General features: G+C 68.0%; 14 protein-coding genes. 10 read left to right on the top strand and 4 right to left on the bottom strand.

Annotated elements, in window-relative coordinates; all coding sequences use genetic code 11:
- The first annotated feature begins 186 nt into the window (after nucleotides 1–186).
- The 8 genes from QGN17_RS08560 to QGN17_RS08525 all read left to right on the top strand — a co-directional run bounded on the left by QGN17_RS08560 (nucleotide 187) and on the right by QGN17_RS08525 (nucleotide 11,937).
- The gene (locus QGN17_RS08560) at nucleotides 187–1,539 is read left to right on the top strand and encodes an efflux RND transporter periplasmic adaptor subunit (RefSeq protein ID WP_281044060.1); all 1,353 of its coding nucleotides are present in this window, start codon (nucleotides 187–189) and stop codon (nucleotides 1,537–1,539) included.
- An 11-nt stretch (nucleotides 1,540–1,550) separates the two neighbouring features.
- Complete coding sequence (locus QGN17_RS08555) at nucleotides 1,551–4,661, top strand: efflux RND transporter permease subunit (RefSeq protein WP_281044058.1); 3,111 nt, start codon at nucleotides 1,551–1,553, stop codon at nucleotides 4,659–4,661.
- A complete protein-coding gene (locus QGN17_RS08550; RefSeq protein WP_281044057.1) occupies nucleotides 4,658–7,957 on the top strand; it encodes an efflux RND transporter permease subunit in 3,300 nt (1,099 codons plus the stop codon). The genes QGN17_RS08555 and QGN17_RS08550 overlap by 4 nt, the downstream gene beginning before the upstream one ends.
- Nucleotides 7,954–9,417, top strand: coding sequence for an efflux transporter outer membrane subunit (locus QGN17_RS08545; RefSeq protein WP_281044056.1), 1,464 nt, complete (start codon nucleotides 7,954–7,956; stop codon nucleotides 9,415–9,417). Before QGN17_RS08550 ends, QGN17_RS08545 begins: the two co-directional genes overlap by 4 nt.
- A gap of 55 nt (nucleotides 9,418–9,472) precedes the next feature.
- The gene (locus QGN17_RS08540; protein ID WP_281045185.1) at nucleotides 9,473–9,787 is read left to right on the top strand and encodes a winged helix-turn-helix domain-containing protein; all 315 of its coding nucleotides are present in this window, start codon (nucleotides 9,473–9,475) and stop codon (nucleotides 9,785–9,787) included.
- A gap of 75 nt (nucleotides 9,788–9,862) precedes the next feature.
- Entirely contained in the window at nucleotides 9,863–10,630 is a 768-nt protein-coding gene (gene modA, locus QGN17_RS08535; RefSeq protein ID WP_281045184.1) for a molybdate ABC transporter substrate-binding protein, read from the top strand.
- A gap of 7 nt (nucleotides 10,631–10,637) precedes the next feature.
- Nucleotides 10,638–11,333, top strand: coding sequence for a molybdate ABC transporter permease subunit (gene modB / locus QGN17_RS08530; protein WP_281045183.1), 696 nt, complete (start codon nucleotides 10,638–10,640; stop codon nucleotides 11,331–11,333).
- Nucleotides 11,323–11,937 (top strand): molybdenum ABC transporter ATP-binding protein, encoded by a 615-nt coding sequence (locus tag QGN17_RS08525; RefSeq protein WP_281044055.1) that lies wholly within the window; start codon nucleotides 11,323–11,325, stop codon nucleotides 11,935–11,937. The genes modB and QGN17_RS08525 overlap by 11 nt, the downstream gene beginning before the upstream one ends.
- A 150-nt stretch (nucleotides 11,938–12,087) precedes the next feature.
- Here QGN17_RS08525 and QGN17_RS08520 read toward each other — a convergent pair whose 3' ends face one another.
- Entirely contained in the window at nucleotides 12,088–12,780 is a 693-nt protein-coding gene (locus QGN17_RS08520; RefSeq protein WP_281044054.1) for a glutathione binding-like protein, read from the bottom strand.
- 155 nt (nucleotides 12,781–12,935) lie between these two features.
- Between QGN17_RS08520 and QGN17_RS08515 the strand changes: the two genes are divergently transcribed.
- Nucleotides 12,936–15,212 carry an NADP-dependent malic enzyme gene (locus tag QGN17_RS08515; protein ID WP_281044053.1) on the top strand — a complete coding sequence of 759 codons (2,277 nt, stop codon included), beginning with the start codon at nucleotides 12,936–12,938 and terminating at the stop codon, nucleotides 15,210–15,212.
- A gap of 142 nt (nucleotides 15,213–15,354) precedes the next feature.
- Here the strand turns inward: QGN17_RS08515 and dinB are convergent, their stop codons facing one another.
- Both dinB and QGN17_RS08505 read right to left on the bottom strand, forming a co-directional pair.
- Entirely contained in the window at nucleotides 15,355–16,440 is a 1,086-nt protein-coding gene (gene dinB, locus QGN17_RS08510; RefSeq protein WP_281044052.1) for a DNA polymerase IV, read from the bottom strand.
- A complete protein-coding gene (locus tag QGN17_RS08505; protein WP_281044051.1) occupies nucleotides 16,440–17,189 on the bottom strand; it encodes a Crp/Fnr family transcriptional regulator in 750 nt (249 codons plus the stop codon). Before QGN17_RS08505 ends, dinB begins: the two co-directional genes overlap by 1 nt.
- An 86-nt stretch (nucleotides 17,190–17,275) precedes the next feature.
- Here QGN17_RS08505 and QGN17_RS08500 point away from each other — a divergent pair, with 86 nt between their 5' ends.
- A complete protein-coding gene (locus QGN17_RS08500; RefSeq protein ID WP_281044050.1) occupies nucleotides 17,276–17,524 on the top strand; it encodes a hypothetical protein in 249 nt (82 codons plus the stop codon).
- Between the two features lie 96 nt (nucleotides 17,525–17,620).
- On the opposite strand, the gene QGN17_RS08495 is transcribed toward QGN17_RS08500, so the two are convergent.
- Nucleotides 17,621–18,553, bottom strand: a complete 933-nt coding sequence (locus QGN17_RS08495) for a YihY/virulence factor BrkB family protein (protein ID WP_281044049.1) — start codon at nucleotides 18,551–18,553, stop codon at nucleotides 17,621–17,623.
- Nucleotides 18,554–18,616: the final 63 nt, after the last annotated feature.

Below are 18,616 nucleotides of genomic sequence, written 5' to 3'. Positions count from 1 at the left end.
CGGGTGCGATCATGGGTTGCGAGGCACATAGGCCGCGCGATCCGATTAAGGAACTCTCCGACGGATAAAAATGCGCGATCGGGTGTTTCCGCGATTCAGCGGCGGGATCACCAGCGTTGCAGGCTTGACATCAGGCTGCATCCGTTGGCCGTTAACGCCGCGCCGAACATTCATCACGGAACCTTCATGACCGACGATCGCGTGCCCGAGCACGACCAGCCCGCACACGAGCATGCCCACTGGGTGGACGAGGAGCCGCGCCGCTTCTCCGGCCGCGCGCGGGCGATCAGCTGGGTCGCCGGAATCCTGGGCGTGCTGGCGCTGGTCGGGCTGGTTTTCTGGCTCTCGCACAGCTCTTCCTCGGAAGGTGCCGCCGGAGGATCGGGCGGCGGCGGCCGGCATCGCGGTGGTGGAGGCGGCGGAGGCCGGGGCGGCGGTCCGTTCAGTTTCCGCAGCCAGACCACGACGGTCGGCACCGCCAAGGCGGCGACCGCCGACCTGCCGGTGCAGACCGAGGCGCTCGGCACGGTGACACCGGCGGCGACGGTGACGGTGATCCCGCAGGTTTCGGGCACGATCACCCAGATCCTCTATCAGGAAGGCCAGAAGGTCGCGAAGGGCCAGACGCTCGCGATCATCGATCCGCGCCCCTATCGCGCGGCGCTGCTGCAGGCGCAGGGGTCGCTGACCCGCGACAGGGCGCAGCTCGAAAATGCGCGCGTCCAGCTCAAGCGCTACGACATCCTGATTTCGCAGGATTCGATCGCACGGCAGGACCGCGACACGCAGGCGGCGCTCGTCCACCAGCTCGAAGGCACGGTGATGAGCGATCAGGGCGCCGTGCAGCAGGCGCAGGTGAACCTGGGCTTCACGAAGATCGTCTCGCCGGTCTCGGGCCGGATCGGCCTGCGCGTGGTCGATATCGGCAATTATGTCGGCGCGGGCAGCTCCACCGGCATCGCGGTGGTGACGACGCTCCAGCCGATCGACGTCGAGTTCGCCATTCCCCAGCAGCAGGCGCCCGCCATCCAGAAGCGGATCGCGCAAGGGGCGGAGATCCCCGCGATCGCGCTCGACAGCACGCGCACGCAGACGCTCGATACGGGCAAGTTCTCGACGCTGGACAACCGGGTGGATACCACCACCGGCACGATCAAGGGCAAGGCGCGCTTCCCCAATGCGGGCTATCAGCTCTATCCCAGCCAGTTCGTCAACGTGCGGCTGACCGTGGATACGGTGAAGAACGCCATCACCGTGCCGCCCGCCGCCGTGCGCACCGGGCCGGACGGCGATTTCGTCTGGCTGCTCAAGCCCGATCGCACCGTCACCCAGCGGGTCGTCAAGATCGGCGTGAGCTCGTCGGACAAGACGCAGGTGACCAGCGGCCTCGCGGTCGGCGACACCGTCGTCACCGACGGCGGCGACCGGCTGACCGAGGGCACGACCGTGGCGCTACCGGGTGACGCGCCGGCGGCGGGTGCGGGCGGCAAGGGCAAAGGCGGTCGCCACCGCCGGAGCGGCGGCGGAAACGGCGGCTGATCGCCTAGGCCATGGGTCCCTCGCGCATCTTCATCCTGCGGCCGGTCGCCACGGCCCTGTTCATGGTCGCCATCGTGCTGGCGGGCCTGGTGGGCTTCCGCTCGCTCTCGCTCTCGGCGCTGCCGGAGGTCGATTACCCGACCATCCAGGTGACGACGCTCTATCCGGGCGGCAGCCCCGAAGTGATGAGCCAGACGGTGACGGCGCCGCTGGAGCGCAACTTCGGCGAGATGCCGGGGCTGACTCGCATGGCCTCGACCAGTTCGGCCGGCTCGTCCGTGATCACGCTCCAGTTCGGGCTGACCGAGGGGCTCGACGTCGCCGAGCAGGAGGTGCAGGCGGCGATCAACGCGTCCAACGCGCTGCTGCCGGCCGATCTTCCGGCGCCGCCGGTCTACGCCAAGATCAACCCGGCCGACGCGCCGATCCTGACGATCGCCGTCACCTCGACGACCATTCCGCTGACGCAGGTGCAGTCGATCGTCGACACCCGTCTTGCGCAGAAGATCAGCCAGATCAGCGGCGTCGGCCTCGTCACGTTGGCCGGCGGGCAGAAGCCGGCGATGCGCATCCGCGCCGACACGCAGGCGCTCAGCAGCTACGGCCTCAGCCTCGCCCAGCTCCGCACCGCGATCGACAACGCCAACGCCAACAGCGCCAAGGGCAGCTTCGACGGGCCGAACCGATCCTACCAGATCAACGCCAACGACCAGCTGGAGACGGTCGACGATTACAAGAACCTGATCGTCACCTATCAGAACAATGCACCGGTGCGGCTGAAGGACGTCGCGCAAGTCGTTGAAGGAGCCGAGAATACCCGTCTGGGCGCGCTCGCCAATTCGACGCCGGCGATCATCCTCAACGTCCAGCGCCAGCCGGGCGCCAACGTGATCGCCACGGTGGACGCGATCCAGGCGCAGTTGCCCGATCTGCTCCGCCAGCTCCCCGCCGGCCTCAAGACGCAGGTGCTGGCCGATCGCACCACCGGCATCCGCGCCTCGGTGCACGATGTCGAGTTCGAGCTGGTGCTGGCGGTCGTGCTGGTCGTGCTGGTGATCTTCTTCTTCCTCCACTCCGCGCGCGCAACGCTCGTGGCGGGCCTCGCCGTGCCGATCTCGCTGATGGGCACGTTCGGGGTGATGTACCTTCTCGACTACAGTCTCGATAACCTCAGCCTCATGGCGCTGACCATTGCGACCGGCTTCGTGGTCGACGACGCGATCGTGATGATCGAGAACATCCAGCGCCATATCGAGGAGGGCGTGCCCCCCTTCGAGGCGGCGCTGAAGGGCGCGGGGGAGATCGGCTTCACGATCATCTCGCTCACCGTTTCGCTGATCGCGGTGCTGATCCCGCTGCTGTTCATGGGTGACATCGTCGGCCGCCTGTTCCGCGAGTTCGCGGTCACGCTGGCCGTGACGATCCTAATCTCGGCAGTGGTGTCGCTGACGCTGACGCCGATGCTGTCCGCGCGCTGGCTCAAGGCGCCCAAGGACGAGAAGCCGAGCCGGATCGCGGAGCGCTCGGCCGCCGCCTTCGCTTACGTGGAGCGCCGCTACGAAGGCGCGCTCGATTTCGTGCTGGCGCGCCGCTTCGCCACCCTGATCGTCGCGATCGGCACGCTGGTGCTGACGGTGCTGCTGTATCTCGTCATCCCCAAGGGCCTGTTCCCGACGCAGGACACCGGGCAGATTCAGGCGCGCATCGTCGCGACCTCCAGCATCTCCTACGATCGCATGGCGGAGCTGCAGAAGCGCGCGGCGGACGTGATCCTGCAGGACAGCGCGGTGGACTCGCTCTCCTCCTTCGTCGGCGTCGACGGCTCCAACAACGCCTCGCTCAATTCGGGTACGATGCTGATCAACCTGAAGGAGAGCCATCCCGCGCAGGAAAAAGTGATGCAGCGGCTGAAGCGCGCGGTAGGGCAGATCCCCGGCCTGACGCTCTACGTCCAGCCGACGCAGGACCTGACGATCGATGCCGAAAGCGGGCCGACGCAATATCGCCTGTCGGTCGAGGGATCGAACACGGCCGACGTCAATTCCGAAGCGAAGCGGATCGTGCAGGCACTGCAATCCGTCTCCAAGGTGCGCAACGTCACCACCGATGCAGGGCAGGAAGGCGCGTCCGCCAACATCGCGATCGATCGCGACGCGGCGGCGCGTCTCAACATCACCGCCTCGTCGGTGGACGACACGCTCTATTCGGCGTTCGGCCAGCGCATCGTCTCGACGATCTTCACCGAGACCACCCAGTATCGCGTGATCCTCGAGGCGGCGCCGGGCCTGCTGACCGATCCGCAGTCGCTGGGGCTGCTCCACCTGCCCGCGTCCGGCGGGGCGACGCCGCTCAACGCCGTGGCGACGATCACGGAGGGCAAGTCCCCGCTCCAGATCACGCACGTCGCGCAATTCCCGGCGGCGACGATCGGGTTCGACACGGCGCCCGGCGTCTCGCTCGGTACCGCGACCAAGGCGATCCAGAAGAAGATCGACGCGATCGGGCTGAAGCGTGGCGTTTCCACCACCTTCCTCGGCGCGGCGGGGGCCTTCTCCGGATCGCTCGACAACCAGCTGGCGCTGATCCTCGCCGCCGTGGTGTGCGTCTACATCGTGCTGGGCGTGCTCTACGAGAGCTTCATCCACCCGGTGACGATCCTCTCCACTTTGCCGTCGGCCGGCGTCGGCGCGCTGTTCGCGTTGTGGGTGACGGGGCATGATCTCGATATCATCGGGATCATCGGCATCGTGCTGCTGATCGGCATCGTGAAGAAGAACGCGATCATGATGATCGACTTCGCCATCGCCGCCGAGCGCGACGAAGGGCTGCCGCCCGCGCAGGCGATCCGGCAGGCGGCGATCCTGCGCTTCCGGCCGATCCTGATGACGACGCTGGCGGCGCTGTTCGCGGCGATCCCGCTGATGGTCGGCATGGGGCAGGGGGCGGAACTGCGCCGTCCGCTCGGCATCGCGATCTTCGGCGGCCTGCTGGTCAGCCAGATGCTGACCATCTTCACGACACCGATCGTCTACCTCTATTTCGATCGCGGCCAGCAATTCTTCGCGCGGCGCGGCTGGGGCGTGCGCTCGTCCCCCGACGTAGGCCCCGAAGCGCGGCCGTGAACCTTTCCGCGCCTTTCATCCGGCGGCCGATCGCCACCATCCTGCTGACGATCGGGCTGGCGCTGGCTGGGATCGCCGGATTTCTGTCGCTGCCCGTGGCGCCATTGCCGCAGGTCGATTTCCCGACCATCGCGGTGACCGCCAACCTCTCCGGCGCCAGCCCCGAAGTGATGGCGCAGAGCGTGGCGACCCCGCTGGAGCGCCGCCTCTCGACCATCGCCGGCATTACGGAGATGACTTCGCAATCCTCGCTCGGTTCGACGCGGATCACGCTGCAGTTCGATCTCAGCAAGAATATCGACGGCGCGGCGCGCGAGGTGCAGGCGGCGATCAACGCCAGCCGTGTCGATCTGCCCGCGACGCTCCGCCAGAACCCGACCTATCGCAAGATGAACCCGGCCAATCAGCCGGTCGTCACGCTGGCGCTCACCTCCGACACGATGACGGCGGGGCAGATTTACGACGCCGTTTCCAACATCGTGCAGCAGCGCATCTCGCAGGTGCAGGGCGTCGGCGACGTCGAGGTCGGCGGCGGATCGCTGCCCGCAGTGCGCGTCGACGTGAACCCCTACCGGCTCAACAGCTACGGCATCGCGATGGAGGATGTCCGCGCCGCGATCGAGGCGGCCAACGCCAACCGGCCCAAGGGGCTGCTGCAGGCGCCCGATGGGCGAAGCTGGCAGATCTACACCAACGCCGCCGGCCGCCACGCGGTCGATTATCGCGCGCTGGTGATCGCGTGGCGCAACAATGCCGCCGTCCGCCTGGGCGACATCGCCGACGTGACCGACAGCGTGGCGGACGTCCACACGATGGGCCTCTACAACGGCAAGCGCGCGATCATCGTCAACATCACGCAGCAGCCGGGCGCCAACCTGATCGAGATGGTCGATGCCATCAAGGCGCAGCTGCCCGAGATGGAGGCGCAGTTGCCCGCCGACATCAAGGTCAGCATCGCGGTGGACCGCACCAGTTCGATCCGCGCCTCGATCCGCGAGATCGAGGTGACGGTGTGGATCGCGCTGGCGCTGGTGGTGATCGTGGTCTTCGCCTTCCTGCGCGACCTGCGATCGACGATGATCCCGGCGGTGGCGACGATCGTTTCGCTGCTCGGCACCTTTGGTGTCATGTACCTGCTGGGATTCAGCCTGAACAATCTGTCGCTGATGGCGATCACGGTGGCGACCGGCTTCGTGGTGGACGACGCGATCGTCGTGCTCGAGAACACCACGCGGCATCTTGAGCAGGGAATGGGCCGGTTCGAGGCCGCGTTGCAGGGCGCGCGCGAGGTGGGCTTCACCGTGCTGTCGATCTCGGTCAGCCTCGTCGCGGTGTTCATCCCGTTGCTGTTCATGGGCGGGATCGTCGGCCGCCTGTTCCGCGAGTTCGCGGTGACGCTCTCGGTCTCGGTGCTGATCAGCCTCGTCCTGTCGCTGACCATGACGCCGATGCTCTGCGCCTGGTTCCTGCGGCCGGAGCGCAAGAAGGAGCCGGGCCGCGTTTCCCGCGCGCTGGAGCGGGGCTATGGCTTCGCCGAGCGCTGCTATGCGATCGCGCTCGACTGGGCGCTGGCGATGAAGCCGCTGGTGCTGGTGCTGCTCGTGGTCGTGATGGCGCTCACCGCCTATCTGTACGTCGTCGTACCCAAGGGCTTCTTTCCGCAACAGCAGTCGCCGCTGATCATGGCGGGCGTGCGCGCCGACGAAAGCGTGTCGTTCCAATCGATGCAGACCAAGCTGCAGACGATCGTGAAGATCATCAAGTCCGATCACGCGGTGCAGAGCGTCGTGGGCTTCACGGGCGGCAGCCGGGCGGGCGGCGCCTTCATCATGATTGCCTTGAAACCGGTCGGGCAGCGCCATGGCCTGACCAGCGCAGATGCGATCCAGCGGCTGCAGAGGAAACTCCAGCCGGTCAGCGGCATCCGCCTGTTCCTCAGCCCGGTTCAGGATCTCAGGATCGGCGGGCGGCAGGGCAATTCGACCTATCAATATACGCTGATGGCGGACAGCTCCGCCGATCTGCAGAAATGGGCGCAGAAGCTCAACGACGCGCTGCTCGACAGCAAGGTCGTCACCAACGTCGACAGCGACCTTGCCGAGAATGGCGTCGAAAGCTTCGTCAATATCGACAAGGATGCGGCAGCGCGCCTCGGCATCAGCCCGCTCGATGTCGACAACGCGCTCTATGACAGTTTCGGCCAGCGCGCGGCGGCCACGATCTACGAGGACATCAACCAGTATAGCGTGATCCTCGGCTGGCGACCGGATGCGACCACCGGTCCGCACGCGCTGCCCGACGTGCGTATCCCCGCCGATTCCGTCGCCGCCGATGCCGCGGCGCAGGCGGCGAACACCAGCGCATCCGGATCGGCGAGCGCGGTCGTCAGCCCGATCGCGACGCAGAGCCAGAGCAACACCGGCACCAGCGGCACCGGCACGAGCACCGGCGGCGCCACGACCGCCGTGCCGACCAACCCGGCGCTGCGCGACCCCTCGACTGGATCGGCGCTCAGCACCACCGCGCACAACATGGTCCCGCTCGATACGATCGCGCGCTTCTCGCAGGCGCCGACCGCCGCCTCGGTCAACCACCAGGGCACCGAGGTCGCCGCCACCATCTCCTTCGATCTCCAGCCCGGCAAGGCGCTGTCCGACGCGCAGACCGAGATCGAGGCGGCGGAAGCGCGGATCGGCCTGCCCAACAACGTCCACGGCACCTTCGCGGGCACGGCCGCCGCCTTCCAGCAGAACCAGGGCTCGCAGCCGCTGCTGATCCTCGCCGCGCTGGTGACGATCTACATCGTGCTGGGGATGCTGTACGAGAATCTGATCCACCCGATCACCGTGCTGTCCACCCTGCCGGCGGCGGGCGTCGGCGCGGTGCTGGCGCTGATGATCCTGGGCATGGAGTTCGACATCATCGGCCTGATCGGCGTGTTCCTGCTGATCGGCATCGTGAAGAAGAACGCGATCCTGATCATCGATTTCGCGCTGGAGGCGCAGCGCGCGCGCGGGCTGACCGCCGAACAGGCGGCGCGCGAGGCATCCTTGCTGCGCTTCCGCCCGATCCTGATGACCACGCTCGCCGCCGCACTCGGCGCGCTGCCGCTGGCGATCGGCTTCGGCGAGGGGGCGGAGCTGCGCCGGCCGCTCGGCGTCGCGATCGTCGGCGGGCTGATCGCCAGCCAGCTGCTCACCCTGATCACCACGCCGGTGGTATACGTCTGCCTCGACAAGCTGGCGCATCGTCGCAATGCGAAGCGCCGCCGACCGCTCAGAGAAATCCGCGTATGAAGAAAAGCATCCTTCTCCTGCCTGTGCTCCTCGCCGGCTGTTCGTTCGCGCCGCATTACGAGCGGCCGACGACCCCGCCCGCCGACCAGTGGAAGCCGGTCGAGGGCTGGCAGCCCGCGACGCCCGCCGACGACAGGCCCCGCGGCGACTGGTGGACGGCGTTCGGCGACGCGACGCTCAACGACCTGATGGTCCGCGCCGACGCGCACAACAACACCGTGGCGCAGGCGGCCGCCACCTATCGGCAGGCGCGCGCCGCGACGAAGGGAGCGCGGGCGAGCTTCTTCCCGACGGTTACCGCCAACGGATCGGTGACGCACAGCGAATCCGGCGGCGCCCGCTCGATCGTACAGGGCGGCGTCACCTCCAGCGGATCGAAGAAATCCACCAACTATTCGGTCCAGCTCGGCGCGAGCTGGGAGCCGGATCTGTTCGGCAGCATCGCCAACACCGTCTCCAATGCCAAGGCGACCGAACAGGCGCGGCTCGCCGATCTCGCCAATGCGCGCCTGGCGCTGCAGGGTGAACTGGCCACCGATTATCTCAGCCTGCGCGCCGCCGACGCGCAGATCGACAGCCTGACCGCGACGGTCGCCGCCTACCAGCGCGCGCTGACCATCACGTCCAACCAGTATAATGCCGGCATCGCGCCCCATTCGGACGTGTATCAGGCGCAGACCCAGCTCGCCTCCGCGCAATCCGATCTCGAGGGCGAGAAGCGCACGCGCGCCCAGTTCGAGACCGCGATCGCGGTGCTGGTCGGCGACAATCCGGCGGTGTTCACGCTGCCGTCGATCGGCACGGCGTGGACCCCGGTGGTGCCTGACGTTCCCGTGGCGCTGCCCTCCGTCATCCTCCAGCGTCGCCCCGACATCGCATCGGCCGAGCGGCAGGTCGCTGCCGCCAACGCCCAGATCGGCGTCGAGAAGGCGGCCTTCTTCCCGACGGTCAGCCTCTCGGCGGATGGCGGCTTCAATAACGGGTCGCTCGCCGGCCTGTTCGCGTCCTCCGCCTCCTTGTGGTCGGTGGGCGGGCAGGTCGCCGAGACGCTGCTCGATTTCGGCGCGCGCTCTGCCCGCGTGCGGCAGGCGCGCGAGGCCTTCAACGCGCAGGTGGCGAACTACCGTCAGGTGACGCTCACGGCCTTTCAGGATGTGCAGGACAATCTCGTCGCGAGCGTCGTGCTGAAGAAGCAGGAGGACTTCCAGCGGCAGGCCTCGATCGCCGCCGACAAGAGCGAGACGTCGCTGTTCGATCAATACAAGGCCGGCATCGTCGCCTATACGGATGTGGTGACGGTGCAGGCGAGCGCGCTGTCCGCGCGGCGCGCGCTGATCCAGGCGCAGGTCGACCGGCAGAATGCGGCGGTGGCGCTGATCCAGGCGGTCGGCGGCGGCTGGCAGGCGGCCGACATCACCAACGGCGCGGAAGCCAGACGGGCGGAGGCGGCACCCCGGTGACGCGCAAGTGACGCTCAAGCTCAAGGCCCAGATCCTGTGTGGCGAGGAGATCGCCATGGGGCCGGGCAAGGCCGATCTGCTCGACGCGATCGACCGCGAGGGATCGATCACCAAAGCGGGCAGGGCGATGGGCATGAGCTACCGGCGGGCCTGGCTGCTGGTTGATGCCATGAACCGTTGCTGGGCCGCGCCGCTGGTCGAGACGTCGGCGGGCGGGGCGAAGGGCGGCGGCGCGCGGCTGAGCGAGACGGGGCGCGAAGTGCTGACCGCCTATCGCGCGCTGGAGGCGGCGATCGCCGGTGCCGCGCATGACGGGGAGGCGACGCTGGCGCGGCTCGCCCGCACGGAACCTCTGCCGACGCAGCCCTAATTTCGGGCGTTGCGCTCCACGTCATATCCCGCCATGCACAGCGCATAATTCTCCGGAGCCTCCGTCATGCGCCCGATGTCCCGCCTGATCCTGTCGCTGGTCGCCGCCGTCTCGCTGCCCTCCGCGCTGCTCGCCAAAGCGCCGCTGGTGTTCGCGGCCGCCAGCCTGCAGGAATCGCTCAACGCCGTGGCCGATGCGTGGGCGGCGAAGCATCACGAGCGGCCGACCATCTCCTTCGCGGCCTCCTCCGCGCTCGCCAAGCAGATCGATGCGGGCGCCCCGGCCGACATCTTCATCTCGGCGGACGAGCCGTGGATGGACGACGTGCAGAAGAACGGCCTCGTCGCGCCGGGCACGCGCGTATCGTTCCTCGCCAACACGCTGGTGCTGGTCGCGCCCGCCGGATCGACCGGCACCATTGCGATCAAGCCGGGCTTCCCGCTCGCCAGGGCGCTGGGCGACGGCAAGCTCGCCATGGCAGACCCGGATTCCGTGCCGGCGGGCAAATACGGCAAGGCGGCGCTCACCGCGCTCGGCGTCTGGCAGCAGGTGCAAGGCAAGGTGGTACGCGGCGACAGCGTGCGCGCGGCGCTCGCCTTCGTGGAGCGCGGCGAGGCACCCTACGGCATCGTCTATGCGACCGACGCCTTCGCATCGAAGAAGGTGCGGATCGTCAACGTCTTCCCGTCCAGGAGCCACGCACCGATCACCTATCCGATCGCGCGGTTGAGTGCCGCCTCCAGCCCCGATGCGGAAGCCTTCCGCCGTTTCGTGATCTCGAAGGACGGCCGCGCGATCTTCCGGAAATACGGCTTCCTCGCGCACTTCCCCAACGCCAACTGACGTGGCGCTGCTGACGCCGCAAGAGTGGGGTATCGTCGAGCTGTCGCTGCGCGTGACGATCGTCGCGGTGGCGGCGGCGACGCCGGTTTCCTTCGGTCTGGCGCTGCTGCTCGCGCGAGCACGCTTTCCGGGTAAGGTGCTGGTCGATGCGCTGGTCCACCTGCCGCTGGTGCTGCCGCCGGTGGTGACGGGGTGGCTGCTGCTGATCGGCTTCGGCGTGAAGGGACCGATCGGATCGCTGCTCCACGACTGGTTTGGGCTGACCCTGATCTTCCGCTGGACGGGGGCGACGCTGGCATCGGCGATCATGGCGCTGCCGCTGATGGTGCGCGCGATGCGCCTCTCGATCGAGGCGGTGGATCGCCGGCTGGAGGGCGCGGCGCGGACGCTCGGCGCCTCGCCGTGGCGGGTGTTCTGGACGATCACCGTGCCGCTGGCGCTGCCCGGCGTGCTGGCCGGCGCGGTGCTGGGCTTCGCGCGATCGATCGGCGAGTTCGGCGCGACCATCACCTTCGTCTCGAACATCCCCGGCGAGACGCAGACCCTGCCGATCGCAATCTACGCGGCGCTGCAGGTGCCCGGATCGGAGGGGGCGGTCACGCGGCTGGCGGTGATCTCCGTGGTGCTGTCGCTGGGGGCGCTGGTGGTGTCCGAGGTGCTGGCGCGGCGGGCGGGCGCGGGGCGGGGCCAGCATGTCCTTTGATGTCGATGTCCGCCGCCGGATGGGGCCGGATACCGAGGTGGCCGTGCGCTTTTCGAGCGGGGCGGGGCTGACCGCCCTGTTCGGCCCGTCGGGCGCCGGCAAATCGAGCGTGCTGGCGATGGTGGCGGGGCTGATCCGGCCCGATGCAGGGCACGTCCGGGTCGGTGGCGAGACCTTGTTCGGCGAGGGCGTGAACGTTCCCGCCGATCGCCGTGCCGCCGGCTATGTGTTTCAGGATGCGCGGCTGTTCCCGCATTACCGGGTGCGCGGCAACCTGCTCTACGGCGCGCGGCGCGCCGGGGGTGTCAGTATGGGGCTGGACGAGATCGCCGACTTCCTCGGCATCGCGCATCTGCTCGATCGCTGGCCGCGCACCCTTTCGGGGGGCGAGGCGCAGCGGGTGGCGATCGGGCGCGCGCTGCTGTCCGGCCCGCGCTTCCTGCTGATGGACGAACCGCTGGCCTCGCTCGACGTCGCAAGGCGGCAGGAGATCATGGCGCTGATCGAGCGCGTGCGCGACGAACTCGGCCTGCCGATCCTCTACGTCAGCCACGATCGCGGCGAGGTCGATCGCCTCGCCGCGCATGTTGTGGAGATGGCCTGACTTCATCCTCCCCATCACAGATGGGGAGGGGGACCACCCGCAGGGTGGTGGACGGGCGGCGGTGGCACACCGCCGTCTTCGCCGGCGGCCCCTCCACCACTCGCTGCGCGAGCGGTCCCCCTCCCCACGCTTCGCGCAGGGAGGAAGAGGTTACTTAGCCCCCTGGCCGAACAGGATCTTCCGGCTTTCCTCGTCGCTGACGCTGGGAACCGTGTTGATCGTGTCCGACAGCGCATAAGCGCGCCGGGTCGCCGAGCGTTCGGCGATCGCATCGAACCAGCGCTTGAGGTTCGGCGTGTCGGCAAGATCCTGTCCCTGCCGCTCATGGGGGACGATCCACGGATAGCAGGCCATGTCGGCGATCGAATAGCTGTCGCCGGCCAGGAAGGCGCGGTCCGCCAGCCGCTTGTCCATCACGCCGTAGAGCCGCCGCGTCTCGCGCACGTAGCGATCGATCGCGTAGGGGATCTTCTCGGGCGCATAGGCGCTGAAATGATGATTCTGCCCGGCCATCGGGCCAAGCCCGCCCATCTGCCAGAACAGCCACTGCAGCACCTCCGCGCGTCCGTGCGGGTCGGACGGCACGAAACGCCCGATCTTGTCGGCGAGGTAGAGCAGGATCGCGCCGCTCTCGAACAGCGGGATTGGGGCGCCGCCGCCCTTGGGTTCGTTGTCGACGATGGCGGGGATGCGGTTGTTGGGGGCGATGGACAGGAAATCCGGCGCGAACTGCTCGCCTTTGCCGATGTTCACGGGGTGGATGCGATAGGGGAGGCCGGCTTCCTCCAGAAACATCGTGATCTTGTGGCCGTTCGGCGTGGTCCAGTAATACAGGTCGATCATACGATCGCTCCCCTTCCTCGTCTCTTGCGATGGCGGGCAGATGGGATCGCGCGGACGGCTGCGCCAGAGGGCGTGCAAACTTTCCCGATAAGCGGGTTCACCCGCCCGGACGCTACGGCTATGGGACGCGCCAAGCCCTGCCTTCTGGAGACATCATGGACGAGACGCTCCGCCAGTCCGCGCTCAGCTATCACCGCGAGCCGCGCCCCGGTAAGCTCACCATCGAGCCGACCAAGCGGATGGAGACGCAGCGCGATCTCGCGCTCGCTTACTCGCCGGGCGTGGCCGCGCCCTGCCTCGACATCGCGGCGGACCCGGACAAGGCGCGGGATTATACCGCGCGGGCCAACCTCGTCGGCGTGGTGTCGAACGGCACGGCGGTGCTGGGTCTCGGCAATATCGGCGCGCTCGCCTCCAAGCCGGTGATGGAGGGCAAGGCCGTGCTCTTCAAGAAGTTCGCCGGGATCGACGTCTTCGACATCGAGGTGGACGAGACCGACATCGATCGCTTCGTCGACGTGGTGGCGGCGCTGGAGCCGACCTTCGGCGCGATCAACCTGGAGGACATCAAGGCGCCGGAATGCTTCGCGATCGAGGCGAAGCTGCGCGAGCGGATGAACATCCCGGTCTTCCACGACGATCAGCACGGCACCGCGATCGTCTGCGCGGCGGCCGTTCGGAACGGCCTGCTTCTCCAGGGCAAGACGCTGGCCGACGTGAAGGTGGTGACGTCGGGCGCGGGCGCTGCGGCGATGGCCTGCGTGCGGCTGCTCATCTCGATGGGCCTGCCGCAGGACAATGTGACGCTCACCGACATCAAGGGCGTGGTCTACAAGGGCCGCGAGGGGCTGACGCCGGAGCTGGAGCCGTTCGCGCGCGAGACCAACGCCCGCACGCTGGGCGACGTGATCGCGGGTGCCGACGTTTTCCTGGGCCTCTCCGCGCCGAAGGTGCTGAAGGAGGAGTGGCTGCCGCTGCTGGCGGAGAAGCCGCTGATCCTCGCGCTCGCCAATCCCGAGCCGGAAGTGCGCCCCGAGATCGTCAGGCAGATCCGCCCCGATGCGATCATGGCGACTGGCCGTTCGGATTATCCGAACCAAGTCAACAACGTGCTGTGCTTCCCCTACATCTTCCGGGGCGCGCTCGATTGCGGGGCGACGACGATCAACGCCGAGATGGAGGTCGCCGCGGTCGAGGCGATCGCCGAGCTGGCCCGCATCGAGCCGGACGAGAGCGTGGCGCGTGCCTATGGCGGCGCGCAGATGCTGTTCGGGCCGGACTATATCATCCCCAAGCCGTTCGATCCGCGCCTCGCCTTGCTGGTCGCGCCGGCGGTGGCGCGGGCGGCGATGCGCACGGGCGTGGCCAAGCACCCGATCGACGATTTTCCGGCCTATGAGCAGCAGCTCATGCGCTTCGCCTATCGTTCCGGCCAGCTGATGCATCCGGTGTTCGAGCAGGCGCGCGCGTCGCTCAAGAAGGTCGCCTATGCCGAGGGCGAGGACGAGCGGGTGCTGCGCGCCGCGCAGGTCGTGATCGACGAGAAGCTGGCACGCCCGGTGCTGGTTGCCCGGCGCGAGATACTCGTGCGCAAGATCAAGGCGCTCGGCCTGCGCATGGTCGAGGGTCGAGATTTCGATATCTTCGATCCGCTGAGCGAGGAGGCGGAGATCCCGCGCCTCGAGGCCGCCTATTGCCGATTGGTCGAGCGGCGCGGCGTCACGCCCGGCGCGTCGGCCTATCGCGTCCGTCGGCGCCCGGCGATCACGGCGGCGATGCTGCTGAACGAGGGGCTGGTCGATGCGGCTTTGTGCGGCGGCACCGCCGACTGGTGGCAGCAGACCGCCGACGTGTTGCCGATCATCCCGCGCCTGCCGGGCCTGAAGCGTGTCTATGCGATGTCGGCGCTGATCGTCGGCGACCGGACCCTGTTCTTCTGCGACACGCACATGAACGTCGATCCCGACGCGCAGGAGATCGCGGAGATGACGCTGCTGGCGGCCGACGCCGTGCGCCGCTTCGGCATTACGCCGCGCGCGGCGCTGCTCAGCCACAGCAATTTCGGCGCGTCCAACTCGCCCTCCGCCAAGAAGATGCGCAAGGCGCTGAAGCACATCCGCGAGGATGCGCCCGAGCTGGAGATCGACGGCGAGATGCACGCCGATTCCGCCCTGATCCCGGCGATCCGCGACATCCTCGTCGGATCGAGCACGCTGAAGGGCAGCGCCAACCTGCTGGTGATGCCGACGCTGGATGCCGCCAACATCGCCTTCACCCTGCTGGCGGCGGCGACCAACGCGCTGCCGGTCGGGCCGGCTTTGCTCGGCATGTCAAAGCCGGTGCATGTGCTGACCGCCAGCACGACGGCGCGCGGCATCGTCAACATGACGGCGCTGGCGGCGGCGGCGGCGAACAGTTCCGACGAGGGATAACGCCGCAATCCTCCCCTGCCCGGGGGAGGTGGGGCCGCAGGCTTCGGAGGGGGAGGGCGGCGGTGCCGTCTCGGGAACTCCGCAGCCCGCCCCCTCCGTCACGCTTCGCGTGCCACCTCCCCCTGGCGGGAGAGGATTTATACTATAGCCCCAGATCCAATTGCCCCGCTCGAGGATCGTCGGGCTGCTCGAGGCCTGAGAGGGTGAGGCCGAGCAGGCGGATCGGCCGATCGACCGGGCAGAGTGCCAGCAGCAGTGCGTGCCCCGCCTCGGTGAACTGCGCCCGGTCTCGTACCGGCTCGGCGAAGCTCTTCGCGCGTGTGATGGTGTGGAAGTCATTGTAGCGCAGCTTGAGGGTGATCGTGCGGCCGCGCGATTCCGATTTCTCGATGCGCGGCCAGACGGTGTCGATGATCTCGTCCAGCGCCTCGATCAGTTCGGTGGGGCTGACGAGATCGCGGAAAAAGGTGTTCTCCGCCCCCACCGACTTGCGCGGGCGATCGTTCCTCACCTCGCGATGGTCGATCCCGCGCGCGGCGCCGTGGAGATAGTCGCCCCAGCTGCCGAAATTGCGGTTGAGCCATTCCAATGACTGTGCGCGCAAATCCGCGCCAGTCTCGATGCCGAGCCGCGCCATCTTCTCGGCGGTGCGCGGGCCGACGCCGTAGAAGCGCTTGACCGGCAGCGAGGCGACGAAGTCCGGACCCTTGTGCGGGGGGATGACGCACAGACCGTCGGGCTTGTTCTGGTCCGACGCCATCTTGGCGATGAACTTGTTGTAGGAGACGCCCGCCGACGCGGTGAGGCCGGTTTCCGCGCGGATCTCGGCGCGGATGCGTTCGGCGGTCGCGGTGGCGGAGCCCAGGCCGGCCATGTCGGCGGTGACGTCGAGATAGGCCTCGTCGAGCGACAGCGGCTCGATCAGCGCGGTGTAGCGCGCGAAGATGGCGCGGATCTGGCGCGAGACGTCGCGATAGACCTCGAAGCGGGGCTTCACGAAGATCAGATCCGGGCATAGCCGCCGCGCGCGGGAGGACGGCATGGCCGAGCGTACCCCGAACACGCGCGCCTCATAGCTGGCCGCCGCCACCACGCCGCGCTCCCGCGATCCGCCGACCGCGACGGGATGCCCTTTCAGTTCGGGATTATCGCGCTGCTCGACCGACGCATAGAAGGCGTCCATATCCACGTGAATGATCCGCCGGACCGGCGGTCCGCTATCGTCCATCAGAGATGCAGGTCGGACGGCCCCTCTAGGTGGAGATAGGTGGCGTCGAAGTCGCCGATCGCGACCAGCGCGCGCCAGTCGTGGATGGTGACGGACTTGCCGGTCGCCGTGATCAGGCCCTGCTTGCGGAACTGGGCGAGCACTCGGTTGGTGTGGATCGGGGTCACGCCCAGCGCGTCGGCGATGTCGGTCTGGGTGATCGGCAGCTCGAAACTGCCGTTGGTGACGAGGCCTACCCGCTTCAGACGGACGGCCAGCTCGCAGAACAGGTGCGCAGTGCGGCTGCGCGCGTCCCGCCGGCCGATGTTGAGCAGCGCCTCGCGCTGGATCGAGGCATCGAGCAGCGTGTCGTACCAGAAGGCGCGGCCCAGTGCCGGCACCTCCTCTGCGGTTTCCAGGATCGCCTTGTGCGGCACCAGCACGACAGCCGCGTTGCGCACCGTCTCGATCGTATGATCGGCGACCTTGAACAGCACGGTGTGCAGATCGACCATGTCGCCCGGCACATGGAAGGAGATGATCTGGCGCCGCCCGGTCGATGCGATCTTGGATCGGTAGACGATCCCTTCCAGCACCATGCAGGCGTGGGTGGGCTTCTCGCCCTCCTCGACGATGCGGCTGCGCGCGGCGGTGCGGACCAGTTTCTGAGGCAGGGCGCGCAGTGCCGCCTTCTCATCCTCGGTCAGCTTGTCCCGTGTCTCGATCTTGTCGAGAAAGGGATCGAGATAGTGGTGAACAGGCTCGTGCATACGCAAAATCCCCCGACGCGATCCTATTGCGCGGAACCGGATCGTCGCGCAAGCGATGGTAGCGTGTCCACCGGGGAGATACGGTCATGATCAGGGGGTTGGCGACATCGGCGCTGGTCGGTTTCGTCCGGAAGAAGGCGGGAGTGGCGACGATCGGCACGATTCCCGCCGCTTTGCTGACGAGTGGGGCATCGCTGATGCTGACGAGGGGCCGCCGCCCGATCGGGCTGGCGGTCGCGGCGCTGGGCGCATTCCTGGTGTGGCGCGAGATCGAGAAAGCGGACGCCGAAGACGAAATCCTCCCCCGCCAGGGGGAGGTGGCAGGCGAAGCCTGACGGAGGGGGAGGGCGGCGGAGTTCCCGACACGGCCCCGCCGTCTTCCCCCTCCGACGCCCGAGGGGCGCCACCTTCCCCTGGCGGGGGAGGATCGGTCAGGATGCCGCCTGCGCTTCCGCCAGTTTCTTCCGGCGCTTCTGCGGCCACAGGATCGCGTTGATCGTGGCACCCAGCAGGATCGCGTAGGCCGAGACGTAGAACCACATCAGCAGCACCACCACCGCGCTCAGCGACCCGTAGGTGGCGTTGTAATTGCCGAAGCTGGAGACGTAGAGGCCAAGGCCCACCGTCGCCGCCAGCCACAGCAGGGTGGCGATCCCTGATCCCATGCTGATCCACTGCCAGCCGGTCGGCGCGCGGTTGGGGCCGAAGCGGTAGGCGCCGCCGATCGCCGCGCTGGCCAGCAGGGCGGCGACGATCCACGTACCGACCTTGATCACGATCAGCGCCACCGGGCCGAGGCTGGTCAGCACCGTCTGCAGCCAGCCGAGTATGGTCGCGGAGATCAGCCCGGTCACCGCCACGCCGACCGCGCCGACGATGATCCCCATCGACACGAACGTGCCCATGATGAACCCGCGCCCCTCGTCCTGCTGGCCGTAGATGACGTTGAGCGCCGCCATGATCGCGGTGGAGGCGCGGGTGGCGCCGTAGACCGCGATCAGCAGCGCGACGATCAGCCCGAAGCCGGTCTTGCCGGACGACGCCGTCACCACCGCGACGAGCTGGTCGAGGATCAGCTTGGCTGCGTCCTTCGGCACCACGGTGATGATCGTGCGGATATGGTCGGCGACGGTCGCCGGATCGGCGATCAGCCCGTAGGTGAGGATCACGGCGGCGAGCAAAGGCACCAGCGACAGGAAGCAGTAGAAGGCGACACCGGCCGCCATCAGCGCGACATTGTCGCGGCTGATCTTCGCGATCAGCGTGCCGAAGAAGCCCTTGCCGGCTTTCTCCGCGCGATGCGCGAAATCGCGGGTACGCTCCAGCCGGTGGCGGTGCGGGGCGGGTGCGGTCTCGTCCTGCATGGTCTCCTCAATGCGCGAGCCGCTTGATATTTCCGCCGGGACAGGCTGTTAACTTTGATCGGA

The sequence above is a fragment of the Sphingomonas oryzagri genome (assembly GCF_029906645.1).
GTDB lineage: Bacteria > Pseudomonadota > Alphaproteobacteria > Sphingomonadales > Sphingomonadaceae > Solisphingomonas > Solisphingomonas oryzagri.
This window is presented reverse-complemented; position numbering and strand designations above follow the sequence as displayed.